At 66.0% G+C, this 24,032-nt stretch carries 27 protein-coding genes and 1 tRNA gene; 17 read left to right on the top strand and 11 right to left on the bottom strand.

Annotated elements, in window-relative coordinates:
• Positions 1 to 193: 193 nt before the first annotated feature.
• The 6 genes from Q0964_RS10835 to Q0964_RS10810 form a co-directional block, all read right to left on the bottom strand.
• On the bottom strand, positions 194 to 1,066 hold the full coding sequence (locus Q0964_RS10835; RefSeq protein ID WP_299267203.1) for an alpha/beta fold hydrolase: 873 nt from the start codon (positions 1,064 to 1,066) through the stop codon (positions 194 to 196).
• A 75-nt stretch (positions 1,067 to 1,141) separates the two neighbouring features.
• Positions 1,142 to 1,360 (bottom strand): hypothetical protein, encoded by a 219-nt coding sequence (locus tag Q0964_RS10830; protein WP_299267201.1) that lies wholly within the window; start codon positions 1,358 to 1,360, stop codon positions 1,142 to 1,144.
• Positions 1,361 to 1,398: 38 nt separating this feature from the next.
• Complete coding sequence (locus tag Q0964_RS10825; RefSeq protein ID WP_299267198.1) at positions 1,399 to 2,220, bottom strand: DUF6159 family protein; 822 nt, start codon at positions 2,218 to 2,220, stop codon at positions 1,399 to 1,401.
• A gap of 369 nt (positions 2,221 to 2,589) precedes the next feature.
• Positions 2,590 to 2,673, bottom strand: a tRNA-Ser gene (locus tag Q0964_RS10820).
• Between the two features lie 27 nt (positions 2,674 to 2,700).
• Positions 2,701 to 2,913, bottom strand: coding sequence for a DUF7981 family protein (locus Q0964_RS10815; protein WP_299267195.1), 213 nt, complete (start codon positions 2,911 to 2,913; stop codon positions 2,701 to 2,703).
• Positions 2,913 to 3,290 carry a Rid family detoxifying hydrolase gene (locus Q0964_RS10810; RefSeq protein WP_299267189.1) on the bottom strand — a complete coding sequence of 126 codons (378 nt, stop codon included), beginning with the start codon at positions 3,288 to 3,290 and terminating at the stop codon, positions 2,913 to 2,915. Before Q0964_RS10810 ends, Q0964_RS10815 begins: the two co-directional genes overlap by 1 nt.
• Before the next feature lie 374 nt (positions 3,291 to 3,664).
• Between Q0964_RS10810 and Q0964_RS10805 the strand changes: the two genes are divergently transcribed.
• Together Q0964_RS10805 and Q0964_RS10800 are read left to right on the top strand one after the other, a co-directional pair.
• Positions 3,665 to 3,886, top strand: coding sequence for a hypothetical protein (locus Q0964_RS10805; RefSeq protein ID WP_299267186.1), 222 nt, complete (start codon positions 3,665 to 3,667; stop codon positions 3,884 to 3,886).
• A 75-nt stretch (positions 3,887 to 3,961) separates the two neighbouring features.
• Positions 3,962 to 4,276 carry a patatin-like phospholipase family protein gene (locus Q0964_RS10800; RefSeq protein ID WP_299267184.1) on the top strand — a complete coding sequence of 105 codons (315 nt, stop codon included), beginning with the start codon at positions 3,962 to 3,964 and terminating at the stop codon, positions 4,274 to 4,276.
• 50 nt (positions 4,277 to 4,326) lie between these two features.
• On the opposite strand, the gene ilvA is transcribed toward Q0964_RS10800, so the two are convergent.
• From ilvA to Q0964_RS10785, 3 genes are all read right to left on the bottom strand, one after another.
• Positions 4,327 to 5,538, bottom strand: coding sequence for a threonine ammonia-lyase (ilvA, locus tag Q0964_RS10795; protein ID WP_299267181.1), 1,212 nt, complete (start codon positions 5,536 to 5,538; stop codon positions 4,327 to 4,329).
• Between the two features lie 219 nt (positions 5,539 to 5,757).
• Positions 5,758 to 6,405, bottom strand: a complete 648-nt coding sequence (locus Q0964_RS10790; protein ID WP_299267178.1) for a CRISPR-associated protein Cas4 — start codon at positions 6,403 to 6,405, stop codon at positions 5,758 to 5,760.
• A gap of 485 nt (positions 6,406 to 6,890) precedes the next feature.
• The gene (locus Q0964_RS10785) at positions 6,891 to 7,499 is read right to left on the bottom strand and encodes a conditioned medium-induced protein 4 (RefSeq protein WP_299267175.1); all 609 of its coding nucleotides are present in this window, start codon (positions 7,497 to 7,499) and stop codon (positions 6,891 to 6,893) included.
• Positions 7,500 to 7,661: 162 nt separating this feature from the next.
• Here Q0964_RS10785 and Q0964_RS10780 point away from each other — a divergent pair, with 162 nt between their 5' ends.
• The 11 genes from Q0964_RS10780 to Q0964_RS10730 all read left to right on the top strand — a co-directional run bounded on the left by Q0964_RS10780 (position 7,662) and on the right by Q0964_RS10730 (position 17,941).
• Entirely contained in the window at positions 7,662 to 9,866 is a 2,205-nt protein-coding gene (locus Q0964_RS10780; RefSeq protein ID WP_299267171.1) for a (Fe-S)-binding protein, read from the top strand.
• A 211-nt stretch (positions 9,867 to 10,077) separates the two neighbouring features.
• Positions 10,078 to 10,848, top strand: a complete 771-nt coding sequence (locus Q0964_RS10775) for a CPBP family intramembrane glutamic endopeptidase (RefSeq protein ID WP_299267168.1) — start codon at positions 10,078 to 10,080, stop codon at positions 10,846 to 10,848.
• 39 nt (positions 10,849 to 10,887) lie between these two features.
• Positions 10,888 to 11,871 carry a porphobilinogen synthase gene (hemB, locus tag Q0964_RS10770; RefSeq protein ID WP_299267165.1) on the top strand — a complete coding sequence of 328 codons (984 nt, stop codon included), beginning with the start codon at positions 10,888 to 10,890 and terminating at the stop codon, positions 11,869 to 11,871.
• 88 nt (positions 11,872 to 11,959) lie between these two features.
• Entirely contained in the window at positions 11,960 to 12,625 is a 666-nt protein-coding gene (locus tag Q0964_RS10765) for a DUF4129 domain-containing protein (protein ID WP_299267162.1), read from the top strand.
• Entirely contained in the window at positions 12,625 to 13,155 is a 531-nt protein-coding gene (locus tag Q0964_RS10760) for a DUF7269 family protein (protein ID WP_299267159.1), read from the top strand. Before Q0964_RS10765 ends, Q0964_RS10760 begins: the two co-directional genes overlap by 1 nt.
• Positions 13,152 to 14,435 (top strand): DUF58 domain-containing protein, encoded by a 1,284-nt coding sequence (locus tag Q0964_RS10755; RefSeq protein ID WP_299267156.1) that lies wholly within the window; start codon positions 13,152 to 13,154, stop codon positions 14,433 to 14,435. Before Q0964_RS10760 ends, Q0964_RS10755 begins: the two co-directional genes overlap by 4 nt.
• Positions 14,432 to 14,920: a DUF7519 family protein gene (locus tag Q0964_RS10750; protein ID WP_299267154.1), complete on the top strand. Its 489-nt coding sequence runs from the start codon at positions 14,432 to 14,434 to the stop codon at positions 14,918 to 14,920. The genes Q0964_RS10755 and Q0964_RS10750 overlap by 4 nt, the downstream gene beginning before the upstream one ends.
• A gap of 445 nt (positions 14,921 to 15,365) precedes the next feature.
• Positions 15,366 to 16,751, top strand: a complete 1,386-nt coding sequence (locus tag Q0964_RS10745; protein ID WP_299267151.1) for an ammonium transporter — start codon at positions 15,366 to 15,368, stop codon at positions 16,749 to 16,751.
• Entirely contained in the window at positions 16,748 to 17,113 is a 366-nt protein-coding gene (locus Q0964_RS10740; RefSeq protein WP_299267149.1) for a nitrogen regulatory protein GlnK1, read from the top strand. The genes Q0964_RS10745 and Q0964_RS10740 overlap by 4 nt, the downstream gene beginning before the upstream one ends.
• Positions 17,114 to 17,116: 3 nt before the next feature.
• Entirely contained in the window at positions 17,117 to 17,581 is a 465-nt protein-coding gene (gene lrp / locus Q0964_RS10735) for an HTH-type transcriptional regulator Lrp (protein WP_299267146.1), read from the top strand.
• Positions 17,582 to 17,683: 102 nt separating this feature from the next.
• A complete protein-coding gene (locus Q0964_RS10730) occupies positions 17,684 to 17,941 on the top strand; it encodes a hypothetical protein (RefSeq protein WP_299267143.1) in 258 nt (85 codons plus the stop codon).
• Positions 17,942 to 17,948: 7 nt separating this feature from the next.
• On the opposite strand, the gene Q0964_RS10725 is transcribed toward Q0964_RS10730, so the two are convergent.
• On the bottom strand, positions 17,949 to 19,202 hold the full coding sequence (locus Q0964_RS10725; RefSeq protein WP_299267140.1) for an RNA-guided endonuclease InsQ/TnpB family protein: 1,254 nt from the start codon (positions 19,200 to 19,202) through the stop codon (positions 17,949 to 17,951).
• A gap of 258 nt (positions 19,203 to 19,460) precedes the next feature.
• Between Q0964_RS10725 and hemL the strand changes: the two genes are divergently transcribed.
• From hemL to Q0964_RS10710, 3 genes are all read left to right on the top strand, one after another.
• Positions 19,461 to 20,801: a glutamate-1-semialdehyde 2,1-aminomutase gene (gene hemL / locus Q0964_RS10720; RefSeq protein WP_299267137.1), complete on the top strand. Its 1,341-nt coding sequence runs from the start codon at positions 19,461 to 19,463 to the stop codon at positions 20,799 to 20,801.
• Positions 20,802 to 20,886: 85 nt separating this feature from the next.
• A complete protein-coding gene (locus tag Q0964_RS10715; RefSeq protein WP_299267134.1) occupies positions 20,887 to 21,717 on the top strand; it encodes a hypothetical protein in 831 nt (276 codons plus the stop codon).
• A gap of 80 nt (positions 21,718 to 21,797) precedes the next feature.
• On the top strand, positions 21,798 to 22,595 hold the full coding sequence (locus Q0964_RS10710) for an HVO_0234 family beta-propeller protein (RefSeq protein ID WP_299267131.1): 798 nt from the start codon (positions 21,798 to 21,800) through the stop codon (positions 22,593 to 22,595).
• Between the two features lie 6 nt (positions 22,596 to 22,601).
• Here the strand turns inward: Q0964_RS10710 and Q0964_RS10705 are convergent, their stop codons facing one another.
• A complete protein-coding gene (locus Q0964_RS10705; protein WP_299267128.1) occupies positions 22,602 to 22,934 on the bottom strand; it encodes a DMT family transporter in 333 nt (110 codons plus the stop codon).
• Positions 22,935 to 23,051: 117 nt separating this feature from the next.
• On the opposite strand from Q0964_RS10705, the gene Q0964_RS10700 reads away from it, so the two are divergent.
• On the top strand, positions 23,052 to 23,900 hold the full coding sequence (locus Q0964_RS10700; RefSeq protein WP_299267125.1) for a ribose-phosphate diphosphokinase: 849 nt from the start codon (positions 23,052 to 23,054) through the stop codon (positions 23,898 to 23,900).
• Positions 23,901 to 24,032: the final 132 nt, after the last annotated feature.

Raw genomic sequence — 24,032 nt, 5'->3', positions numbered from 1 at the left:
GCTCATAATCAATCCAATGATTGAAAGTGCTTCTATAAAAACCTGTCGTCAGCAGGGCGAGCGTGGGGTGTGCCACGTCGGCCAGTGCATGGCACGGAACCGACCGCACGCAACGGGTTTCGGTCGTTCGTGTGTTAGGTTCGCACGCGCTCTAATGCCGACCAGAATCAGAAATCCGGCCGCGTTTAAGTGTTCAGTCGACGAACGCGAGGATCCTGTCGGCGACGGCGTCGGGCCGTTCGGCGTGGAGGAAGTGGCCGGCGTTGTTCAGGACCGCCAGTTCGGCGCGGGCGTCGAAGCAGTCGGTGACGCCCTCGAAGAGGTCGGCCCCGATACACCCGTCGTGCGCGCCCGCGAGGACGAGCGTCGGGACGTCAACCCCGGCGATTTCCTGCTCGGACCGGCGGCGTGGCAGGAACATGTCGAAGAAGTCGCGGTAGTATCGCAGGGCGGCCTCGACGGTTTCGCCGGTGCGGAAGGTGTCTTTGACTGCCGCGAGGTGGTCGGCGTCGTAGTTCCAGTCGGGGCTCCAGAGTTGCCAGAGCCGTTCGATCAGTGCGAAGTCGTTGGCCCGGACGAGCTCTTCGCCGTGGCCGGGCACCTGAAACTGGTTCATGTACCAGCTTCGCATCGCCTGCGTGGCGTAGTCGTCGAACTGCGACCAGAAGTTCGGCGGGATTGCCATCGAGACGCAGGTCCCCAACCCGCGGCCACCGGTGACCGCCGCCGTCGTGACGGCCATCCCACCCCAGTCGTGGCCCACCACGAGCGGGTCGGGGTCGTCGAGTTCGTCAGTCAGTGCGAACACGTCCGACGCGAGCAGCATCGGCGAGTAGTTGCCCGGCTCTGTCGGCGGTCGCTCAGTTTCGCCGTATCCACGCATGAACGGCGCGTAGCAGGTATACCCCGCGTCGGCGAGTCGTCGCATCAACGGTTCGAACGTCCGCGGTGCGTCCGGGAACCCGTGCAACAGCAGGGCGTCACGATCTCCGTCCCCGCAGGTCAGCGCCGCGAACTCCAGCCCTGACGTATCGAGTGTCGTCTCCGTGGCTGCTGGTGGAGCCATATGTCAGCCCACAGTATCGACCTACATCGTCTTGTCTCCCGAAACCTGAGGGCGTTTATATACGTTCGCGCCAGTTCATAACAACAGTTCCGACGACGGACTCGTCGTGAGTGTCGGAGTCGTCACGAACGCAGAGTGAGTGTTCTCACCCTCGTGGCGGGCGGGAGCCCGAGTCGTCGTCCAGCACTGCCGGTCGTCGCCGGGTAACACGTCGAGGGCAGTCGGGTTCACGCCCTGGTGTTCCCGGAGTTCCAGTACCCGGAACCGGGGGTCGGCCCGACACCGTTCGCTCACGAATGAACGTCGTCGTGAACCATCGGACTCGTGATGTATCAGCGTGCCCCGCTGTCGAAGTCGACGTTGTCGAACTCAGGCGGGCGCTTGCCCTCGGTCGCGTAGACGTACAGCGCGGTTTTTGCGACGGCCCCGAGCGCCGTCGACAGGAGCGCGGCCCCGAGGATGACGACGGCGGCGATGACGGCGGCGACGACGAAGCCCGCGCCGCCACCGAAGCCACCGAGCGCGACGAAGACGGCGGCGGCGATGGCTAACCCGACCAACACGAACAGAATCGACACCAGCCCGACGCCGAAGTTCGCACCGGCAGTCTCGCCCCAGGTGTTTTTGAACGTCTCGCCGCTGCGTTTGAACATCTCCAGCGAACCGACGTCCTCGAAGACGATCACCGGGATTATGAAGTAGGTGATGATCGACCAGGCGACGCTGACGACCAGTGCGACGATGCTACTCACAATACTGTCGTCGCTCTCGATGGCCCGGAGCAACATGCCGACGGTCGCGGAAATCACCGCCCAGACGAACAGCGGCGTCTTGTGCGTCCAGGCGGCGGCCAGTCCGGATTTGACCGACGGCTCACGTCCCTCGAAGCTCTCGCGGGCGCTATGTACCAGTCCCGCATTAAAGAACGAGGCGATGAACGCCGTCCCCAGGTACAGCATGAACAGGACGACGTAAGCCGTCGCCCCCTCGAACAACCCCAGGACGAACGATCCACCGAACAACAACGCGATGAACAGTAACCCTGCGATGCCACTGATCACCGGAAAGAGGGTCAGCTCCGGCTGCTTGCGGAGGACGCGAAGGCTGTCCATCGACAGGTTCCAGCCCATTTTCAGGCGGCCAAAGATGCCCATAGTGCCTTTTTGATTGAGAAATCATATATTGTTTTGGGTCGTCGCGTCCGTCGGTCGTGGGGGAAGCGGGAGCGGAGCGGTGGCTGTGCGGTTGGAACAGGTGTTGTACCGAGCTCGTGGCTCCGTCGCGAGTTCGGCCTGTTTTTCCCCCACGTTTTTGCGAGGAAGGTGGCGGCCGTGCCGCCACCCAACGAATAAAAATGTGGTACGCCAGAACTGGGATTTGAACCCAGAGGAAGACGGTCGCGCTCGGGACACTCGCGCGCTGCGACTTCCAGGGCTTCAAATCCACTGTCGGTCGTGACTCGCGAGGAGTGAGCGACGCCTCGCTGACGGTCGGCGTCGCTCACGGGTTGCTCGTCACAGACACGCCAGAACTGGGATTTGAACCCAGAATCCCTAACGGGAACACGCTTTCCAGGCGTGCGCCTTACCAGATTCGGCCATTCTGGCTCACGTGAGCCTATCGCCGTTCAGTGTTTAACGTTTGCCTTTCGCGACGTCGGTCGGCGTCCCGAACCGGTAGACGTAGCTCACCCCGGTCGCGCCGACCACGACGAGGGCGGCGACGGCGAACTTCACGAGCCAGTCGACCCGCTCGGTACTCACGAGTTCGTACCCCTGTAACAGGACCAAGAAGGCGAGACCGCCGACGAGGCCCCACAGCAGACTCGACTTGAGACGGAGGTCCATCAGGTCGTGGCGACGGCCTCGATTTCGACGCCGACGCCTTTCGGAAGCGCACCGACTTCGACGGCACTGCGGGCCGGCGGTTCGTCGTCGAAGTACGTGGCGTAGGTCTCGTTCATCGCGTCGAAGTCGTCGATGTCAGCCAGGTAGACGGTGATTTTCAGCACGTCGTTCATGCCGGCCCCGGCCTCGTCGAGGACGGCGGCGAGGTTGTCCAGCGCTTGCTCGGTCTGGTCGGCGATGGGTCGATGGTCGAGCAGGTCGCCATCGGGAGTCATCGGAATCTGCCCGGCGGTGAACACGAGCGAGTCAGTCGCAGTGGCCTGGCTGTACGCTCCGACTGCAGCGGGCGCATCGTCCGTGCTGACGGGACGTTTCATATCTCCCGTCGCGGCTGGCGCGGACTTAAACATCATGACCGCCGCCGTCCGACCTGCCGGCACCCACCCAGTTTTTATTGGTCGATGCGGCAGGACGCGAACACGACTGACGGTGTCGGGGTCCCCGCTGGTGACCAACCAGACCCCGGGTACGGCAGCGGAGCGCGGCACTTCCGAACAGGAGGTCGTCGAGGACGTGATGCGTGGGGGGTCACAGGTCACGGAAGATGGTCGAGCCCGTCGACGTGGCGAACTCCGTCAGGCTCGAGTTCTCGAAGGACGGCCGGCACCTCGGCGACGATACTGCACCTGGGACGGTGAGCACCTGTCGACGGACGAGTAGGGTTACGTGGGCCGACCGTCGGGGCTGTGATATGAGCGACGAGGTGACCGTCGCGATTGCGTGCCAGGGCGGCGGGAGCCACACGGCCTTCACCGCCGGCGTGCTGGGCGAACTGCTCCCGCCTATCGACGACCGAACCGACCGGCTGGTCGGCCTCAGCGGTGCCTCTACGGGTTCGTTCGCGGCGGTCGCCGGCTGGTACGGCCGCCTCGCCGACGACACGACTGCACCGGCAGTGTCTTTTGACCTCTGAACGGAGTTGACGGCGTCCAGTTTCACCGGCACAGCGAGTAACGATACGCTGGTCTAGACCACCCGGCTGGAGAACATGGGCGTCCCGTTCCCGGAGACTGGCCCACATCGGTACCCGTTCGCCGGGTTGGGACAGGACCGGTTGCGGGATATACTGGAGTCAGCCGTCGACTTCGAGGCGATGCCCGGACTGGCGACCGCCGCGGCTCCGGAACTGGTGGTCGGCACGGTCGATGTCGGAGCCGGGACGTTCGAGACGTTCACCAACGCCGACCTGACGGCCGAGGCGGTGCTGTCGTCAGCGGCCGTCCCGCAGCCGTTTCCGGCCGTCGAGATCGACGGCGACCCGGGCGACGCCTCGAAACTCGACCGCAGTCCCAGGTTGGTCTGACCGAGGCCGGTCACGAGCAGGTATTGGCGTTTCTGGACGGCCTCCGAGAGTCAGAGGAGGACGTCCGTCTCGTACCCCGCGTCCTCCAGAGCGTCCAGCACGGTCTCGACGTGGTCGTGGCCTCGCGTTTCCAGGTCGAGTTCGACCTCGGCGTCGTTCATTGCCACGTCCCGAGACGTGCGGTCGTGGCGGATGGCGTAGATGTTCGCGCGGTGCCGCGAGAGGATGTTCGTCAGTTCTTTTAGTGTGCCGGGTCGGTCCTGCAGGACCGTCCGCAGTCGCAGGTAGCGGCCGGTCCGGACCAGTCCCCTGAGGATGACCGTCGTGAGCGTGTTGAGGTCGATGTTTCCGCCACAGAGCGCCGGGACGATCGTCTCGTCGTCGTCGTAGTCGAACCGGTCTTCGAGGATCGCCGCCAGCGACACAGCGCCGGCGCCCTCGACGAGGGTCTTCGACCGCTCCAGGAGTTGGGTCAGTGCGACCGCGATCTCCTCGTCACCGACCGTGACTACCTCGTCGACGCGTTCCTGAATGATCGGGAACGTCTCGTCGCCGATTCGCCGGGTCGCGATCCCGTCGGCGATGGTGTTGACACTGTCACGCTCGACGATTTCGCCCGTCGCCAGCGACTGGGCGGCGCTCTCGGCTCCCTCGGCTTGGACGCCGATTACGCGCACGTCGGGCTTTCGCCCTTTTATCGCGGTCGCGATGCCGCTGATGAGACCACCGCCACCGATGGGGACGACGACCGTCTCGACCTCGGGGCAGTCCTCGATTATCTCGAGGCCGATGGTCCCCTGCCCGGCCATCACCATTGGGTCGTCGAAGGCGTGGACGTAGGTGCGGCCCTGCTCGCGTTCGATTTCGTGGGCGTGGTCGGCGGCCTCGCTGTAGTCCTCACCGTGGAGGACGACCTCGGCTCCGTAGTTCCGGGTCGCTTTCACCTTCGAGATTGGCGCGGGTTCGGGCATGACGATCGTCGAGTCGACACCGGTCCGCGTGGCCGCCAGCGCGACACCCTGAGCGTGGTTGCCGGCGCTGGCCGTCACGACACCGGCATCGCGCTCGTCCCCTGACAACGTCGCGATGCGGTTGGTCGCGCCACGAATCTTGAACGCACCTGTCCGCTGGAACGTCTCCAGTTTCAGGTGGACCGCTGCGCCGGTCAGCGACGAGAAACTGTGAGAGTACTCGAGCGGTGTGTGTCTGGCCGTCTCTGCGACCCGTTCGCTGGCGGCCTCCACGTCGGCGAGTTCGAGCATGCCCGGTCTTTCCGCTACGCGGAGTTAGGTATTTCCCGGCCGGTGGCCGCACCGCCTGTCAGTCTACAAAAACGGAATGGAGCGTGTGACTGCGTTTTTACACGCACTCCAGAGATACTTAAAGCCCGCGGACATTCGAGCGCGGAAGAAACGCGTTACAGCGGCCGCATATGACCCACGTCAGACGGGTAGCTGACGGCCGCCACGCTATATAAATAGTTAGAGCAGTGACCGGAGTGACCGAGTGCGGACACCACACTGCTCGCGGAACTCGCAGGGGGAGCACTTCGCGTTGTTGTCGACCCGACTCGGTGGTCCGTCGACAGCGTCGGCCGTCCGGACGGCACGCCGGTAAGCGGCTTTCCGGCGGGTCGTCAGCGGCACGGTCCGGACGACGCCGTATGCCGGGTACTCCGCGTATGCGCGCTCGACCGCCGTCTCGCGCTCCCAGGACAGCGCCTTCGCGGCCGCGACCAGTCGCGCGGTCTGTGGCTCCCAGACCCCTTCGTCCGGTGGCCGGCCGGCGAACACGAGCGACGGGGTCAGCGGTTCTTCGAGAATCTTGTGGGCGACGCCGCGACACTCCCGGCCCTCCAGCATCTGCTCGCGGGCCGGTGGGTCGGCCAGCGCGTCCCAGGCGTCCAGTCGGGCCTTGGCCCGCCCCAACCGGGAGCGGAACTGCGTTGGGGAAACCTCGATTGGGGCGGCCAACAGGTCGGCGTCGGAATCGAGCAGGCGCTCGTACTCGAAGGCCAGACTCCGGCAGGCGGCGACCTCGTCGGGTACGTCCGGCGGGCCGGCGCGGCGGCGGTAGTACAGTTTGCGGGGACAGTACGCGGCCGTCTCCACGTCACGGAACGTGTGCATGGCCAGGACTGGACCCGGACTAGTACTTGAGAGTACGGATCAGTCGACGGGTCGCGCGTGGATTATCCGTGCCGCGATGACGACGGCTACAGCGAACAAGAATCCGTCAGCGGCACTGGTCACAGGCGTCGAGGGGGCCGGGAGGGCAGCGATACGACCGCCGCGATGGCGATCTCCGGTTCGCCCGGTCGTTCGTCCGGGAACCGGTTCGAGGGCGCGAAGGCAGACATTTGCGCGGACATTCAGTCGCCTAAAAAAGAGTGCTGTGCCGGACGGTGCGGTCGCGGTGCGGACACCACAAGCGTCCGGCGGCCGCAGGCCGCCGGTCACCGTCGGAGCGTCGCTCCGACGAGCACCCCCTCGTTCCCTGCGGTCACTCGCGGGTATCCCGGGAATTCGCGCCGTTGGCGCGAATCCCGCCTTTTTGACCCACGTTTTTCTCGCGAGAGGTGGCCTCCGGCCACCCGAGCGGAAAAAAGGTGGTCTCAGAACTTGGTATCCGTCTCGATGTCCTCGGCGGCCTCCTGCAGGCCGTCCTCCTGAGCGGATTCGGTCAGGTGGGTCGAGAGGGCGGCGTCGGGGATGGCGTCCTCGAACTCGCTCCGGAAGCGGCCACTGACGCGGCGGATTGCCTCCTGGGTCTCGGCGACGAGCAGGGCACGCTCGACGGTCTCGGGGTCGGCATCGAACGCATCGGCCAGCGCCGCGGAGTCGGGTTCGTCCGTGTCGGCGTGGGCGTCGCGGAGCGCGGACAGCGCGAAGGGGAACTGTGTGTCGTCGTCGTCGAGCAGGTGGAGATCCATGCGAGCGCGAAAGACCGTCTCGGGAGTCTCACCGACGGTCTCGGCGATGGTGGCGTCGTCTGTCCCGTCGTAGAACCCGCGAACGACAGTTCCGAGGGTGTCGTCGTCGAGGTCTGTCACGAAGTCGTAGCGCTCCCGCATGGTCGTGACCACGGTCGCGACCCGGTCGGTGACGGCGGCCTCGTCGGCGTCGGTGAGCGAACCAGGCCCTTCCTTCTGGCGTTCGGTCACCGTCTCCTCGTCGGTGAGTTCGACGAAGATGTCCCGGAGTTCCTCGGTTTTCTCGTCCATCGTGCCCGAATCGGTAGACGCGGGTATAAAAATGTACTGCCGGCGATAGCCGGGGTCAGTTGCCCGGACGCCACAGATGCTGTGAGCGGTCGGAAAACTGTCTAATGTAGGTATGCTGGCGCTTGGCAAGACTTAAGCGCGTAACTCCCGGAACGATACAGCATGGTACTTCCGTTGCAGGCGGGTGAAACCGTCACGCGTCCCACGATGTGGCAGATCAGCCACATTGGCGAGGTCGTCTTTTATTACCTCGCCGCCGTGACCATCGCAGTGCTGATCTGGGGTGTCTACAGCCGATTCGACCGGTACACACAGGGTGATGAGGACTGGTTTGACCGCACGGACGACCTGCGGAATCGGATCAGTGAGGCATCGACGATCGTGTTCACCAATCAAAAGCAGTTCGACCGTGACCTCTACGCCGGACTGATGCACTCGTTTATTGTTTGGGGCTTTCTGACACTGCTCATCGGGACGACTATCCTGGCCATCGATATGGACATTCTGGAGAAGGGGGGAAAGCTGCTGACGGGTGAGAGCTTCTCTATTTTCACTGGCAACTTCTATCTCTCGTACTCGCTGGTGATGGACTTCATGGGTCTACTGTTCGTCGTCGGAATCGGCATGGCGCTGCACCGCCGCTACGTCGTCCGGAACGAACGGCTCTGGGGCCCCAACTCCAGCCTAGAGGACCACCTCTTCATCTGGTCGCTGTTCCTGCTCGGCGTCGGCGGGTTCGTCACCGAGGCGATCCGCATTCTGGGGACCAGCGCCACCCGTGACGTGTCCTTCGAGACCGTCAGTTTCGTCGGCTGGTTCCTCAAAGACGTGTTCGCGGCTGCCGGGATGACGCCCGCGATGGCGACGGCGGCGTACCCGCTCGCGTGGTGGTCACACTCCATCATCGCGTTCGTCTTCATTGCGGCCATCCCGTACGCAAAGCCGTTCCACATGATCTCGTCGTTCGCCAACGTCGTCACGCGAGATAAGAAGGCCGGCAAGCGGCTCCCGGGCATCCCTGCCGACCTGGACGCCGACACCGGCGCGGAGTCGATGGATTCGTTCTCCTGGAAGGAGATCCTCGACCAGGACGCCTGTACGAAGTGTGGCCGCTGTACCTCGGTCTGTCCGGCCAACGCCTCCGGACGCAACCTCTCGCCCCGGGACGTAATCCTCGACCTGAAGAACTACCGCGAGCACGTCGACAACGGCGGTGAGGAGAGAGATATCGTCGCCGATTCCGACGACGCGGTGATCCAGGCCGAGACGATGGAGTCCTGTATGGCCTGCATGGCCTGTATGGACGCCTGTCCGGTCGAGATCGAGCATCTCAAAACGTTCACCCGGCTGAACCGCCAGCTCACCGACGAGGGCGAGATCCAGCCCAGCCTGCAGGACGTGTTCCAGAACGTCATGCAGAAAGGCAATACCTTCGGCAACAGCCAGCGGTCTCGTGGCGACTGGACCGAAGACCTCGGGTTCGACGTGACCGACGCTCGCGAGGAGGAAGTCGAGTTCCTCTGGTACGTCGGCGATTACCCGTCTTTCGACGACCGGAACAAGCAGGTCGCGAGGTCCCTCGCCAAACTGTTCCAGGAGGCCGACGTGACCTTCGGCATCCTCTACGAGGACGAGGTGTACGACGCCAACGACATCCGGCGAGTCGGCGAGGAGTTCCTGTTCGTCGAACAGGCCGCGACGATGGTCGAGAACTTCCAGAATGTCGAGTTCGAGAAGATTGTCTGCACCGACCCCCACTCGTTCAACACGTTCAAAAACGAGTATCCGGAAGTCGACTTCGCGGAGTTCGCCGACGACCCGATGATGGACTTCGACATCGAGGACGACGACTGGAACCCCGACGCGGGAATCTACCACTGGACCCAGGCTGTCGAGGAACTCGTCGACCGCGGGAAACTGGGCCTGCGTGGCAACGAACTCGACTACACCGTCACGTACCACGACCCGTGTCACCTCGGCCGGTACAACGGTGAGTACGAGGCCCCGCGCGAGTTGATCCGTGCGACGGGTTGTAACCTCAACGAGATGCCGCGCAACCGCGACGACTCGTTCTGTTGCGGTGGCGGTGGCGGCGGCCTCTGGATGGAGATGGACGAAGAGGAGAAACCCAGCGAGGAACGGCTCCGGGAGGCGCTGGAGGACACCGAGGCCGGCAACGCCATCGAAAAGTTCGTCGTCGCCTGCCCGATGTGTATGACGATGTACGAGGACGGCCGCAAGACCGGCGACTTCGAGGACGACATCGAGGTCGTCGACGTGGCCGAGTTGCTCGTCGAAGCCGTCGAACACGACGGCGTCGAGGCCGGCGCGACGACTGGCGGCGAGTCGGCGCCCGCAGACGACTAGAACCCACTTTTTCCATCGGGGGGGTGCGCTCCGCGCACCCCCGAGCAAAAACGTGGGGAAAAAGCCGCGAGCGCGTCGGTGACGCGCTCACGGTTGCTGTGCTCGTCCCCGGACCGCCGCCACAAACCGCACAGCCCCGCCTCGGTCCCGCACCGCGGACCGTCTCGTGTGGAGAAAACTGTATTTCAGTCGGTGGTGAAGGTAGAGACACATGTCCGACCCAATCGACCGGCCGGACCGGACCGACGCCGGATCGCTCGCGGAGCGACGTGACTGGCCACGCCTGAAACGCAGTGTGGTCGCAGTCGGCCTGACCATATTCGCCGCCATCAGCAGCGCCGTGTTGATCGTGCCCACGTTTTTTCTGCCGGCGACGGTCCCGACGGTCGCCCTCGCGCTCGGACTCGCCGAACTGGGCTTCGGTGTGGCCGCGCTGACGTTCGTCAAGGCAACCGACCGCGGCGTCGGCTACGTGGGACTCGACGTTCCGGGTCGCGGCCGGCTAGTGGCGTGGGTCGTCGGCGGCGCGGTGGCGTTGTTCGCCGTCCGGTCGGTCGCCGTCCTCGCCGCCCACGCGCTGGGTGGCCCACTACTGCCGGTTCGCGTCACGGAGACGGGGATCGACCCGCAGGCGCTCATGCTCGCGATGATCCCGCTGTCGCTGTTCGTCGTCGCGCCCTGTGAGGAGGCGCTGTTCCGGGGCGTCATCCAGCAGTACCTCGGGGAGGTGGCATCGAGTGCCGTCGCGATCATCGGTGCGGGCGTCCTCTTCGCGCTGCTGCATCTCCCCTCGTATCTGGGCTACTCGCCGTTCTGGGCGGCCGTGATGCTCGTAATCGTGTTCCTCGTCGGTCTCGGGTTCGGGTACAGCTACCACCGAACCGGGTCGATCTGGGTCCCGATCGGAGTTCACGGCCTCTACAACTCGCTTATTATGATCAGCGCGTGGCTGCTGGTCGAACTAGATGTCGTCACCCTGTAGAACAGTGCGTTTTTGCCTACACCGCCGGTACTGACAGGCATGGACCACCTCACGCACCGGCCCCGTCGGCTCCGACGGGACGGAGTCCGGTCGCTCGTCAGCGAGGTCGACCTCTCGACCGACGACCTCGTCGCGCCTGTATTCGTCGACGCGACGACCGACGACCGCCAGCCGATCCCCTCGATGCCGGGCCACGAGCGCGTCCCCGTCTCCGATGCCGTCGCCCGCGTCGAGGAGATCCGCGAGACCGGTGTCGAAGCCGTCATTCTCTTCGGTATCCCCGACTCCAAGGACGCCCAGGGCTCGCGGGCCTGGGCCGAAGACGGCGTCGTCCAGCGCGCGGTCCGGGCCATCGGCGAGGAGACCGACGCATACGTTATCACCGACGTGTGCATGTGCGAGTACACAGATCACGGTCACTGTGGTGTAATCGAGGACAGGGCCGACGACGACCCCACCCTCACAGTAAAAAACGACGAGACCCTAGAGTTGCTGGCGGAGACAGCGGTCTCCCACGCCGCGGCCGGCGCGGACATGGTCGCACCCTCGTCGATGACCGACGGAATGGTCGGCGCGATCCGGGAGGGACTGGACGACGCGGGGCACACCGAGGTGCCCATCATGTCCTACGCCGCGAAGTACGAGAGCGGCTTCTACGGTCCGTTCCGGGACGCCGCCGACGGCGCGCCCGCCTTCGGTGACCGTCGCCACTACCAGATGGACCCTGCGAACGCCCGCGAGGCTATGCGCGAGGTCGAACTGGACGTGGAGCAGGGCGCGGACGTACTGATGATCAAGCCGGCACTCCCGTATCTCGACGTCGTGAGCGCGGTCGGTCAGGAGTTCGACCGTCCCATCGCAGCGTACAACGTCTCCGGGGAGTACGCCATGCTCCACGCCGCCGCTGAAAAGGGGTGGCTGGATCTGGAAGCGGTCGCTCACGAGTCGCTGTTGTCGATCAAGCGCGCCGGTGCGGACCTCATCCTGACGTATTTCGCCGAGGACGTGGCCCGACGGCTGTAACGGGTCGACATAAGCCACCGGTTTCGGTCGGTTTCTGACGCTGAAAAACCGGCCAGTTTTCAAGCCCCACGAGGTCGAACCAGCAGTCGTGCAGAGACGTCCGCCGCTCGTCGCCCTGGTCGCCCTCGCAGCCGCGCTCGCGTTCGCCGTCGGTGCCACCGCCGTCACCGACCTCGACCCGTCGAACGTCGCGAGCGGCCCGGTAGACACGACGAATGCGAGCGCGAACACGGCTGGCAGTGGGGCCCCCGGAGGCGGCGGCCCCGGTGGAGTCGGCCTGCTCGGGCCCATCGGTGGAGTTTACGGCGTTGTCGCGGGGTCGCTCCCTCCGGTGAGTCCGATGCTGCTGTTGGTCGTCACTGCGGTGGTCGTCGCCGGACTCGGACTGACTGGACTGCGACGTCGGGGGGACGAGTCCGGCGGCTCCCCGGAACCGGCAGTGGCGGTCGACCGCGACGCCGACGACGACGGCGTGAGCCGTGCAGGCCCGACCGTTTCGGACGCACCGGTGGACAACGAGGTGTACCGCGCATGGCGCGCGATGGTGCAGGGGCTCGACGCTCCGTTCGGCGAGTCGACCACGCCACGGGAGTTCGCCCGCGAGGCGGTCCGTGCCGGCGCGGCCACCGGCCCGGTCGAGCGGCTGACCGACCTGTTCGGTCGGGTGCGCTACGGCGCGACCGAGCCGACCGAGGAGTGCGAGGACAGCGCCCGCGACGCCTTGGCCGCGCTCGACAGCGAGGGTGAGGACTGATGCGGCGACTTCTGCTCGTGGTCGGGTTCGCGTCGACGGCCGCTGGGGCCGTACTGGTGTTCACACCGCTGTCGGTGAGCGGGGGTGGGCTCACGGTGGTCGTCCTCGTCGGCTCGGCGCTGCTGGCCGGTGGCGTCGGCGGGTTGGCGGCGCTCAGCCGGTCGTCGGTGACGGTGGCCGACGGGTCGCTCCCCGACCCGAGTGACAGGGGACGGTCGGTCCCCGGCGACGAGGTCGACCGGGAACTGGCCGGCCTCTCGACGCGGGACGAGGAAACACAGGAGCGGTTGCGGGCGCGAATCGAAGCCGTCGGCGTCGGGGTCCTCGCCGACCAGCTGGACTGCTCGCGGTCGACGGCGCGCGAGCGACTCGTGGCGAGCGATTGGACGGACGACGACGCCGCACAGGCCTTTTTTCAGGCGCGCCCGCCTTCGCGCCGGGACCGGCTGCGGACGCTCCTTCGGGGCGAGCCGACGTTCTCGCGGCGGGCCCGCGCGGCGCTGGCGGCACTGCGGGAGGTGGCGGCGTGACCGGGACGGTCCAGCGGACCGAGCGGTGGCGTGGGCTGAGCGCCGCGGCGTTGCTCGCCGGCGCGCTCGGCCTCCTCACCTGGACGCCGGCACTGTTGCCCGTCGCCGCCCTCGCGGTCGCACTGCTGGCGTACGGTCGTGTGGTCGCGCCGCCGGACGGGACGCTGGCGCTCACCCGGACGGTGAGCGAGCCAGAGCCGGACCCCGGCGAGGAGGTGACGGTCCGGCTCGCGGTCGAGAACGTCGGCGACCGGACGATTCCGGAACTCAGACTGGTCGACGGCGTGCCGCCTGCACTCGGGGTCGTCGACGGGGCGCCGAGTCTCGGGACGAGCCTGCGGCCCGGTGGGACGGCCAGGCTGTCGTACTCGGTCGAGGCCGCCTCCGGTGCTCACGAGTTCCAGCCCGCGACGGCGCTCCTCCGGGACGCCGCGGGCGTGATCGAGCGCCGGGCAGAGGTCGAGGCCGACGACGCGACGGACGTGGGTGAGCCACCGGGGCTCAACGACGGCCAGCGGCTCCCACTCCGAGCCGCGAACGCCCGCTTCGCCGGCCGACAGACGGTCGATGGCTCCGGGAGCGGCCTGACGTTCCGGACGATTCGTGAGTACCGACGGGGCGACCCGCTGAGTCGCGTCGACTGGCGACGACGGGCCAGAACGGGCGAACTGGCGACCGTCGAGTTCCACCCGGAGCGGTCGCTCCCGGTCGTCCTCGTAGTCGACACCCGGTCCGTCGCGGCGGTTGCACCGACCCCGGAGGGCGAAACCGCAGTCGAGCGGTCGCTGTCGGGGGCCGACGCGCTGTTCGGCGGCCTCTCGGCCGACGATCACCGCGTCGGCGTCGCGACGATGGGGCCCGGTCGAGCGTGGCTTCCGCCCGGTCGCGGGCGCGCACACGAGCAGCGCGCACGGGAACTGTTTGCACGGTCCGTCGAGCAGGGACCGGATGGCGAGGACGATGACGTGGCGGGCGCCGGAGCCGACGCCGGTCGCGAGTGGCTCCGCGAACGCCTCCCCGCGACCGCCGAAGTGATCGTGTTGACGCCGGCGGTCGACGACGCTGCCGTGACGCTGATAGAGGGGCTGGCCGCGCTGGGGAGGCCGGTCAGCGTCGTCAGTCCGAACCCGACCGTCGAGAACACGGCCGGTCGGACGCTCGCGCGGTTCGAGCGCCGGGACCGGCTGGCCGACGTTCGCGCCAGCGGCGTCCCGGTCGTTGAGCTGGGGCCGGACGAGCGGATCGAGCGCGCATTCGCGACCGCCGGGTGGTCGCGGTGAGGGTCGGACGACTGGCCGCCTGCTACGCCACGGGCGCGGGCATCGTGGCGTTCGTCCTCGCCGGTGTCGGGCCTCTCGCCACGGTCTTTGGGGCGTTCGGGCTGTTCGGACTCGCCGCGGGGTCGGTCCGTGGCCGAGCGGCCCTCGTCACGGGTGGGTGTCTCGGGCAGTTCGGCGCCGTCGTGGCCGGCGGCGTATCGGGCGCCGGAACCGCACAACTCGTGGGGGCCGGCGCGGCCGTCGTCGTCGCCTGGACGGTCGGCCGAACGGCCGCGGAGCTCCGGGCGTCGCTCGACGAGGCGGCCGACACCCGTCGGTTGGAAGCGACCCACGCCGCCGGGGTCACTGCGGTGGCGCTGGCGGCAGCTGGGGTCGCAGTCACACCGACACTGCTGTCGGTCGAGGCCGAACCGGTCGGAGTCGGCCTCCTGCTGGTCGGCGGAATCTGTCTGACGACTGCACTGGCACTCGCGCCTGAAGCGTAACCACGTGAGTCCCTCGGTCGATTCGTCGCAATAACTGGTCGAACGGTCGGTAAGCGGCGACCATCGACACAGATGCGACAGTACGCCGGGCCGTCGAGACGAGTCGGTACCAAATGGGCACAAAACTCTGAGAGTCGGCACTATCTGCTCGCGCACCGGCTACAAGCGGGTCATCCGGCGAAATGTGGGTTCACGAACGTTTGGAAATGTAGACCACAGTTACCGAGAGACTGGACGGAATACAACCTTATATCCATAATAGTTGCTTGTAATCCGAACGTTCGTCTATCTATCCTCCAAAAATAATCTATCTTTTAACCTAACGCTTATGTAGTGGGATTCCATGATGTTCTCTCGTGAAATACCAAACAAACATAGCGTGCTTCGGTGAAAAGTTAGACAACCACACGGGTAGTCTGCCCGTTGGTGTACGGTGGGTGGCTGCATGACCCTGCTACAGGCAGACCCCGCGACGATTATCGACGGCGTCAACACGATGTGGGTGTTGACAGTCACGTTCCTGATTTTCTTCATGCACGCGGGCTTTGCGATGCTGGAGGCCGGACAGGTACGTGCGAAAAACGTCGCCAACCAGCTGACAAAGAACATGTTGACGTGGTCTGTTGGGGTCATCATGTTTTTCCTGGTCGGGGCTGCAGTATCGACGATCGTCGCCGCACTGACCAGCGGCGGGGCGGTCGACTTCGCGAGTGCGTTCCAGAGTACCATCTCGCCCGAAAACACGGACGGGTGGGTCAGCTGGTTGTTCGGTGCGGTGTTCGCCATGACGGCGGCGACCATCGTCTCCGGGGCAGTGGCCGGCCGCGCAAAACTCCGTGCGTACGTTAGCTACACTATCATGCTGGCGGCAGTCATCTACCCCGTCGTCACCGGGCTGACCTGGGGTGGTGGCTTCCTCGCCAACGTGCTAGGCGTCGGTTTCAACGACTTCGCGGGCGGGATGATTGTCCACGGCATGGGTGGTGTCGCCGGCCTGACGGCAGCGTACATCATCGGTCCGCGCATGGACCGATACAACGGTGACGGCAGCGTCAACGTCATTCCCGGTCACTCGATGACTTTCGCCGTGCTAGGGACGCTGATTCTCTGTTTCGGCTGGTACGGATTCAATGTCGGGACAGCCGCGACAGTGTTCACGACCACCGAGGGCGGTGCGCTGGCGCTCGGTGCGTTCGGAACGTCGATGACGGCCGCCGGTTCGGTCGGCCGCGTCGCAATGACGACGACGCTCGCGATGGGTGCCGGTGCCATCGGGGCAGCCGGTGTCTCCCTGCTGCAGAGCGGGAAAGTCGACACGCTGTACGTCGCAAACGGGATGCTCGCGGGCCTCGTCGGCATCACGAGCATCACGCATCTCTCGACGTGGTGGGGCGCGCTCGCGGTCGGTCTGCTGGCCGGCGGTCAGCTCCCCATCGTGTTCAGCTTCATCGAGAAGCGGCTCAAGATCGACGACGTCTGTGCGGTCTACCCGGTTCACGGGAGTGCCGGTGCGATGGGCGCAATCCTGCTCCCGTTCGTCTCGGTCAACGGCTTCTCGGCGAACGTTCTCGCCGCACAGATCGTCGGCGTGACGATCATCGGTGCCTGGACCATCCTGGCGACGGCCGGGGTCTTCGGCCTGTTCAAGCTCGTCGGCCAGGTCCGTGTCGCCGAGAGTCACGAGCGCGAAGGCCTCGACATCTCCGAGCACGGCGTCGAGACCTACCCCGAATTCAACCGTGGTGACGAGACGGCAGTTACCGACGGCGGTAGCGGCCCAGCGTTCGAAACTGACGGCGGTCATGTCAACACGGAAGGTGAGAAGCAATGAGTGACACACCCAACGACGGCGATATCAAGATGGTGATCGCGTTCATCCGGCCCGGTAAGCTATCGGATGTAAAAAAAGGCCTCGCCGAAGTCGGCGCGCCCTCGCTGACGGTAACCAACGTCCGCGGCCGCGGGAGCCAGCCGGTCAAGAAGGGACAGTGGCGCGGCGAAGAGTACGTCGTCGACCTCCACGAGAAGGTCAAACTGGAAACGGTCGTCGCCGACGTGCCGGCGGACGACGTCGTCGACGCAATCCAGAACGCCGCCCACACCGGTGACCCCGGTGACGGCAAAATCTTCGTCCTCGACGTCGACAACGCCATCCAGATCCGCACCGACAAACGTGGTCGAGACGCGGTCTGACGAATGGCAGTCGACGACACAGACCGTCGCATCGTGAACGCGCTGCTCTCGGACGGCCGGGCCAGCGCGCGCGAGATTGCCAGCGAAACCGGTCTCGCAGCGACGACGGTTTCGAAGCGGCTGTCTGCTCTCGAGGAGGACGGGATCATCGAGAGCTACCGACCGGTAGTCGACTACGACCGACTGGGCTACGACGTGACCGCGGTCTTCCACCTCAGTGTGGATGGCAACGGTCTCAAAGCAGTCATCGACCGCCTGCGTGACCACGAGCGGATGGTCAGCGTCTACGAGGTGACCGGCAGTCACGACGTGGTTACGGTCGGGAAGTTCAGAAACACCGACGAGATGAACCGCAAAATAAAGGACCTGCTGACCGACCCCGACGTGGAGGCGGCGAACACGAGCGTCGTCCTCGACGTCGTCCGGGAGAACGCGCAGTTCGCGATCGACCTCGAAACCGAGGACTGACGCCGGACGGTACCGGTGCGCGGTTCGCTGTTTTCTGACGCTCGTTCGACGGGAATTGAGTCCGGGGGAGCATTTTTATTCTGAGAGCGTGACGACACGCCCGTGACCGACGAGCGGGACCCTGGGAAGACGCTGGAAGACTGGAAAGCCGAGATGCAGGCGGAACGCGAGACCCAGATCGCCGGGCCCAATCCGGACGAGGACCACCGAATCGAGGGCGTGGTACAGAGTAGTTACCGGGTGTATTTTACGTACGAGCCGGAGGCAGACGCGTTGGAACGGGACCGGCGGGAGCAGGTCGACGACTTCGGAGACCCGGAACTGTTAGCCTGTGTCTGTGGCGTTCGCGGCGTAAGCTAACCCACCCCTAAAGGGGTGGGCTTTCAGCGTGGACTCCCGCTCGGGCCGAATCCTCGGCAGGAGGTTCATACTCTCCGTTCGCGTTCAACATCCCGCTGTTTAAGCGCACGCCTACGGGTGCGCCTCCGCCGTCCCCAGTTTGGTTCCGGCGGAGATACCGCAGTCCGATATTCTTCGCGGCATTGTAGTCGGCGTGGTTCTGGTAGCCGCATTTCAGGCACTCGAACGCCTCGCCGTCGCGGTTGTCGGGGTGGGTGAATCCACACGTCGAACACCGCCGCGACGTGTTCTCGGGGTCTACCTGTTCCGCGTCGATACCGCGTAGCTCGGCTTTGTACTCGACGTACTGGTACAGACGCTCGAACGCCCACTTGTGCCCCCACGACGCACCGGGAAGCCGGTCGCGGATACCAGTCAGTTGCTCAAACGCTATTACCGTACAGCCGTTCTCGTCGGCTTCAGCGAGGATTTCGTTAGCGATACGATGGAGCATCTGTGTCAACCGCCCTGTCTCTGTGCGACCGACAGACTGGATGTTCTCGTGTGCCCACCGCGTATCGCACTGCCCGAGGTCGCCACGCCGCTGTTCGTACTCACGCCGCCAGTGGTCGAACTCGTCGCCCGTCCAGAACATCCCTGTGCTGGTGACGGCGAGTTGGTTCACACCGAGGTCAACGCCGAGGACCGTTAGGGTTTGGTGCCCGGTCGTTGCCTGTGCCGGTGTGTCAGACTCCACCTCCGCCTTTGTGCGGATGTGAAGGAACCACTCGCCATCTCTGTGGTGTAGCTCCGCCCCTGTCACCTCGTAGTCGTCGGCGAACAGGTACTCGGCGTGGGGCGTGTCCCGCTCGTCGTCGGGCAGAACGTACTGGGCGTCGATTCGTCCGTCTATCGTGGCGAGGGAAGCGTAGTCGTCGTGGAAAGTGGCACACCGCTTGTCGTACACGACAGTCGGCGTCGAGAAGTGGGGCTTTCCGGCGTACTCGCCCTGTTGCCACCGCGCGACGACGCCTTTGAGCGTATCGGCGGCTTTGTTCCGGGCGGCTTGGACGTGTTGGCTGTGGAGCCGTGTTCGGTCACGTATCTCGTCGTAGGTTTCCTCGTGCAACGTGGTCTTGCTGGTTTCGACGTATTCGCCGTCGAAGGTGTGGTCTACGACGTAGTTTGCCGCCCACAGGAACTCGTCTACCGTCTCACGCAGGAGCGCGGCACCATCATTATCCACGTCGAGTTTGACCGGAACAGTGCGCCGCACATCCATACTTCATATGTGTTGCTGGTGGTTGAAATACGTCGGGGAGTAGGCCGGGCTGTTGTGTGGTGGTTTGGTCCCCGGAGATTACGCGCTTCCTCCCACCCCTGAAGGGGTGGGTTTCCGCGCTGTATCCGCTATGACCCGCGAGGAGGCCCGCAGGCACGTCGCGGCCGCGACCGAGTAAAACCTCATCACCGGCGGCGTGTGGGGGTGCGTCCGGGGCGAGTGAGTCAGGTCTTTGGTGCGGGCGGGCCAAGAGATGGTATGACTCACGAGCAGTCGCGCGACCTGTACGACCGGGCACTGTCGGTGTTGCCTGGCGGCGTCAACTCCGCGGTGCGGGCGGCAATCGAGCCCTACCCGCCCTTCATCGAGCGGGGCGACGGCGGCCACGTCGTCGACGTCGACGGCAACCGCTACGTCGACTGGCTGATGGGCCTCGGGCCGCTCCTGTACGGCCACGACACCCCCCAGCCCGTGGAGTCGGCCATTCAGTCCCACGCTAGCGAAGGGCCGATGTACGGGATGCCGACCGAGATCGAGGTCGAACACGCCGAGTTCGTCGCCCGTCATGTCCCGAGCGTCGAGATGCTGCGGTTCGTCAACTCCGGTACCGAGGCCACGGTCTCGGCCTGCCGCCTCGCCCGCGCCCACACGGGTCGCGACAAGATCGTCGTGATGCAGGGCGGCTACCACGGCGCACAGGAGAGCACCCTCGTCGAGGGCGAGTACGACGACACCAGACCGTCGAGCCCGGGCATCCCCCAGTCCTTCGCCGACGAGACGCTCGCCATTCCGTTCAACGACGAGGAGGCCGCCCACCGCGTCTTCGAGGACTACGGCGACGAAATCGCGGGCGTCCTCGTCGAACCAATCCTCGCCAACTACGGTATCATCGAACCCGTCGACGGCTACCACGAGGCTCTCCGCGACCTCACCGAAGCCCACGACGCACTGCTGATCTTCGACGAGGTCATCACTGGCTTCCGGGTCGGCGGCCTCCAGTGTGCCCAGGGAAAGTTCGGCATCGAACCCGATCTGACGACCTTCGGCAAGCTCATCGGCGGCGGATTCCCGGTCGGTGCCATCGGTGGTTCCGCCCAGCTCATGGAGCGGTTCACTCCCTCCGGCGACGTGTTCCAGGCTGGCACCTTCTCCGGCCACCCCGTCACGATGGCCGCCGGGCTCGAGTCACTGCGTTACGCCGCCGAACACGACGTCCACGACCATATCCACGACCTCGGCGAGCGACTCCGGCTCGGCGTCGGCGAAATCGTCGAAGACCAGGCCCCGGCCTACACCATCACCGGCACCGACGGGATGTTCAAACTCGTGTTCACCCGCGAGGCACCCGGCAGTTTCGAGGGCCACTGCGAGGGCGGCTGTCAGCAGCGCGAGAGCTGTCCGCGCTACGACCGCTGCCCGAAAACCGGTTCGGACGTGGCCGGCGGCGAGACCGACCGGTGGCGGCGCGTTTTCTGGCCGAAGATGAAAGACCAGGGCGTGTTCCTCTCACAGAACCAGTTCGAGTCCCAGTTCGTCACGTACGCCCACACCGAGGAGGACGTCGACGAAACCCTAGAGGCGTACAAGCAGGCGCTGTGACTGGCACGGCCGTGTGGCCGCGTGGATAAAACAGCTGTTTTACTCTCCAGCGCCCCTTTTTACCTGCCGGCCGTCGGCACGCCGTATGGAACGACGCACGCTGCTATCGGCGCTGGCGGCGGCCGGAACGGCCACGGCTGCAGGCTGTCTGAGCGAACAGGACCCAACCGAGGAGGGGAACGGGACTACGACCGACGAGGCGGTGACCGACGAGGACGACGACCCCAGTCGGGGGCCCGAAGCGACTGCGGAGACGTTTCTCGACGCGTTCACCAGCGGCGACGCGGCCAGAATCAACGAACTCATGCACGACGAGGGGCCAGTCGAGGAGGTTGCGTCGTCGGAGGCGCAGGAACTGGCGTCCAGGTCGATAACGGTCGAGCGGACCGAAACCGTCGAGTCGGGTCAAGAGGAGGCGACCGTCGAGGTGCTGTTCAGAACGGGGGACATGGTCGAGGCCGGCGCCGCGGCGGTGTCACAGACCCTCGAACTGCGGGTTCAGGACGGCGAGTGGCGGGTCTGGTCGCGGTCGAGCACCCCGCGTGGTGAGTCGAGTATCGCGCCGGGGGCAGTGTTCGAGGTCGACCACGCCGGTGAGACGGCGACGATCAGCCACCAGGGAGGTGACCGCGTCCGTGCCGACGCACTGTTCGTTCGCGGGGACGGACTGGACGCGACGGGTTCGTGGGCCGCCCTCGGCGGGGAGGCGAGCGATGAACGCGACGGCACGGCGGCCGTTGTCGCCGGCGACAGCCTCACCGTCGGGGTCGACGCGGCGTTCGCCGTCCGGGTCGTCTGGGAACCCGACGGCGCGACCGCGGTGACGATGACGGAAGCGGCCGCGGCGTCGTCGACGGAGTCCGTGACAGCGAACGACGATGGCGACCGCGGCGATAGCAGCACCGAGCGTCGGTAGCGTCGGCACTGCGCGCCAGCAGCACTCGGGTGGACCGGTCAGTCGGTACGCTTTCAATCTCGCGCGAACCAGTGACACCTATGAGCGACGCGGACACCAGTCTCAACGAGAAGCGGGTCTACGGTGAAAAAACTGGAACGACGGAGTTGTACGTCGCCGCCGACCTCGGCGTGGCCGTCGTCGCCGTCTCGGCCGACATCGTCGGCGAGTTCTCGCTGGCTCACCGCTGTGCCGCTCAGGACGTGGCCGCCGGTCCCGACTTTCTGGCCGTCGCGACCGACGACGACGTACTCGTCAGTTCCGACGGGGGGTACGACCCGACCGGCTTCGGCCCCGCCGTCGCGGTCGGGTTCGACGGCGACGCCCTCCTGGCGGCGGGGCCCGACGGCCGGGTCGCCCGTCGAGACGACGGGGGCTGGACGACACTGGGCACGGTCGAAGGCGTGCGGGCTATCGACGGTGACCTGCTGGGGGCGGCCGGGGGCGTCTACCGCGTCGGCGACGGCCCCGGTCACGTCGGCCTTGCGGACACCCGGGACGTGGCGACCGGCGGAACGCCGCTGGCCGCGACCGACGACGGCCTGTACTACCTCGGCCCAGGCTGGGCGAAAGCCAGCGACGGCGCGTTCACCGCGGTCGCCAGCAGTCCCGGCCGGGGCTACGCCGCGAGTGCCGACGCGCTCTACACGGGCGACGGGGACGACTGGCGCGAATGCGGGGTCCCGGCCGACGAGTCGGTCGTGGCGGTCGCCCACGGTGACGGTGTCTACGGCGTCACCGAGAGCGGGACGCTGCTTGTCGACGCCGGCGACGGCTGGCGCACCCGGGCGCTCGGCCTGTCCGGCGCGTGTGGACTCGCCGTCGCCCCCAGTTCGTGAATCGAATCAGTGGGCGGACGTCTCAGAGACGACGTTCAGCAGGACGACGCCGAGGACGATACAGGCGATACCGGCCACCCCGGCGGGGTCGAGCCGTTCGCCGAAGGCGACGACGCCGACGGCCGCGATACCGACGATGCCGAGCGCGGCCCACGTCGCGTAGACCATACCGATTGGGAGCTCTTCCAGGACCAGCGAGAGCAGGGCGAAGGCCACGCCGTAGCCGACGACGACCCCGAGACTGGGCAGGGGCTTCGAGAAGCCCTGCGAGAGCTTGAGCGACACCGTGGCGACCAGCTCGGACGCGATTGCCGCGGCGAGGAGGGCGTACGGGTTCACAGGCGAGCGTACAGCCAGTCGACACTAAGCGGTTGCGCTCCGGCACTCCGGGTCCGCGGTGACCGGCGGACGGACCAAAGAGATGGGTTTTAGAGTCGCCGTAGCGACGACTCGACTATGATCGTCAGTGGCTCCAGTTCCCAGTCGCTGGCCGCGTCCGTCGCCGCGGCGACCGACGCGGACCTCGCGCCCGTCTCTTTCGAGCGGTTCCCCGACGGGGAGCACATGGCACAGGTTCCGTACTTCGACGCCGACGAAGCGGTAATCATCGCCGCAACGGACTCGAGCGACACACACGTCGAGTTGCTCCAGCTTCAGGACGCCGTGCGCGAGGCCGGTGCCAGTCACGTCACGACCGTCATCCCCTACATGGGCTACGCCCGGCAGGACGAGGCCTTCGAGCCCGGCCAACCAGTCTCGGCCCGCGCGATGGCAAAGGCGCTGAGTCCCGGCACCGACCGCGTGCTGACCGTCAACCCCCACGAGCCGACAGTCGTCGATTACTTCGACGTGCCGGCCGAGGCCGTCGACGCCGCCGCCCAGTTGGCCGACCCGCTTCCTGAAGACCTGACCGAACCAGTCTTTCTCTCGCCCGACGAGGGCGCGGTCAACATCGCCGACACGGTGCAGGGCGCATACGGGCGCGGCCGCACGGACTACTTCGAGAAGACCCGACTCTCCGGTTCGGAAGTCGAGATTCGACCCCGCGACGCCGACGTGGACGGGCGGGACGTGGTGCTGACAGACGACATCGTGGCGACCGGGTCGACGATGGCCGAATCGGTCGCCGCGCTTGACGACATGGGTGCCGCCCGGGTGTACGTCACCTGCGTTCACCCGATGCTGACCGGCGACGCGACGACGAAACTCGCCCGCGCCGGCATCGAAGCCATCTACGGGACCGACACGCTGGAACGGGCCGCCAGCACCGTCAGCGCCGCGCCCGTCATCGCGACAAAACTGTGACCTGCCATACCCTACCCTACTCGCTCACAGCGGTAACAGCGCCGAAGGCCATCCCGTCAGGGGTGGGAGGGAGCGCGTAAGCCCATGACACGTCCCACTCTGACCGACATTTTTGACTCTCCCACGCGATTA

Origin of the sequence: Halorientalis sp., assembly GCF_028275115.1 — an archaeon.
GTDB lineage: Archaea > Halobacteriota > Halobacteria > Halobacteriales > Haloarculaceae > Halorientalis.
The sequence above is the reverse complement of the archived record's forward strand: the minus strand, read 5'-3'. Positions and strand labels throughout refer to the sequence as shown.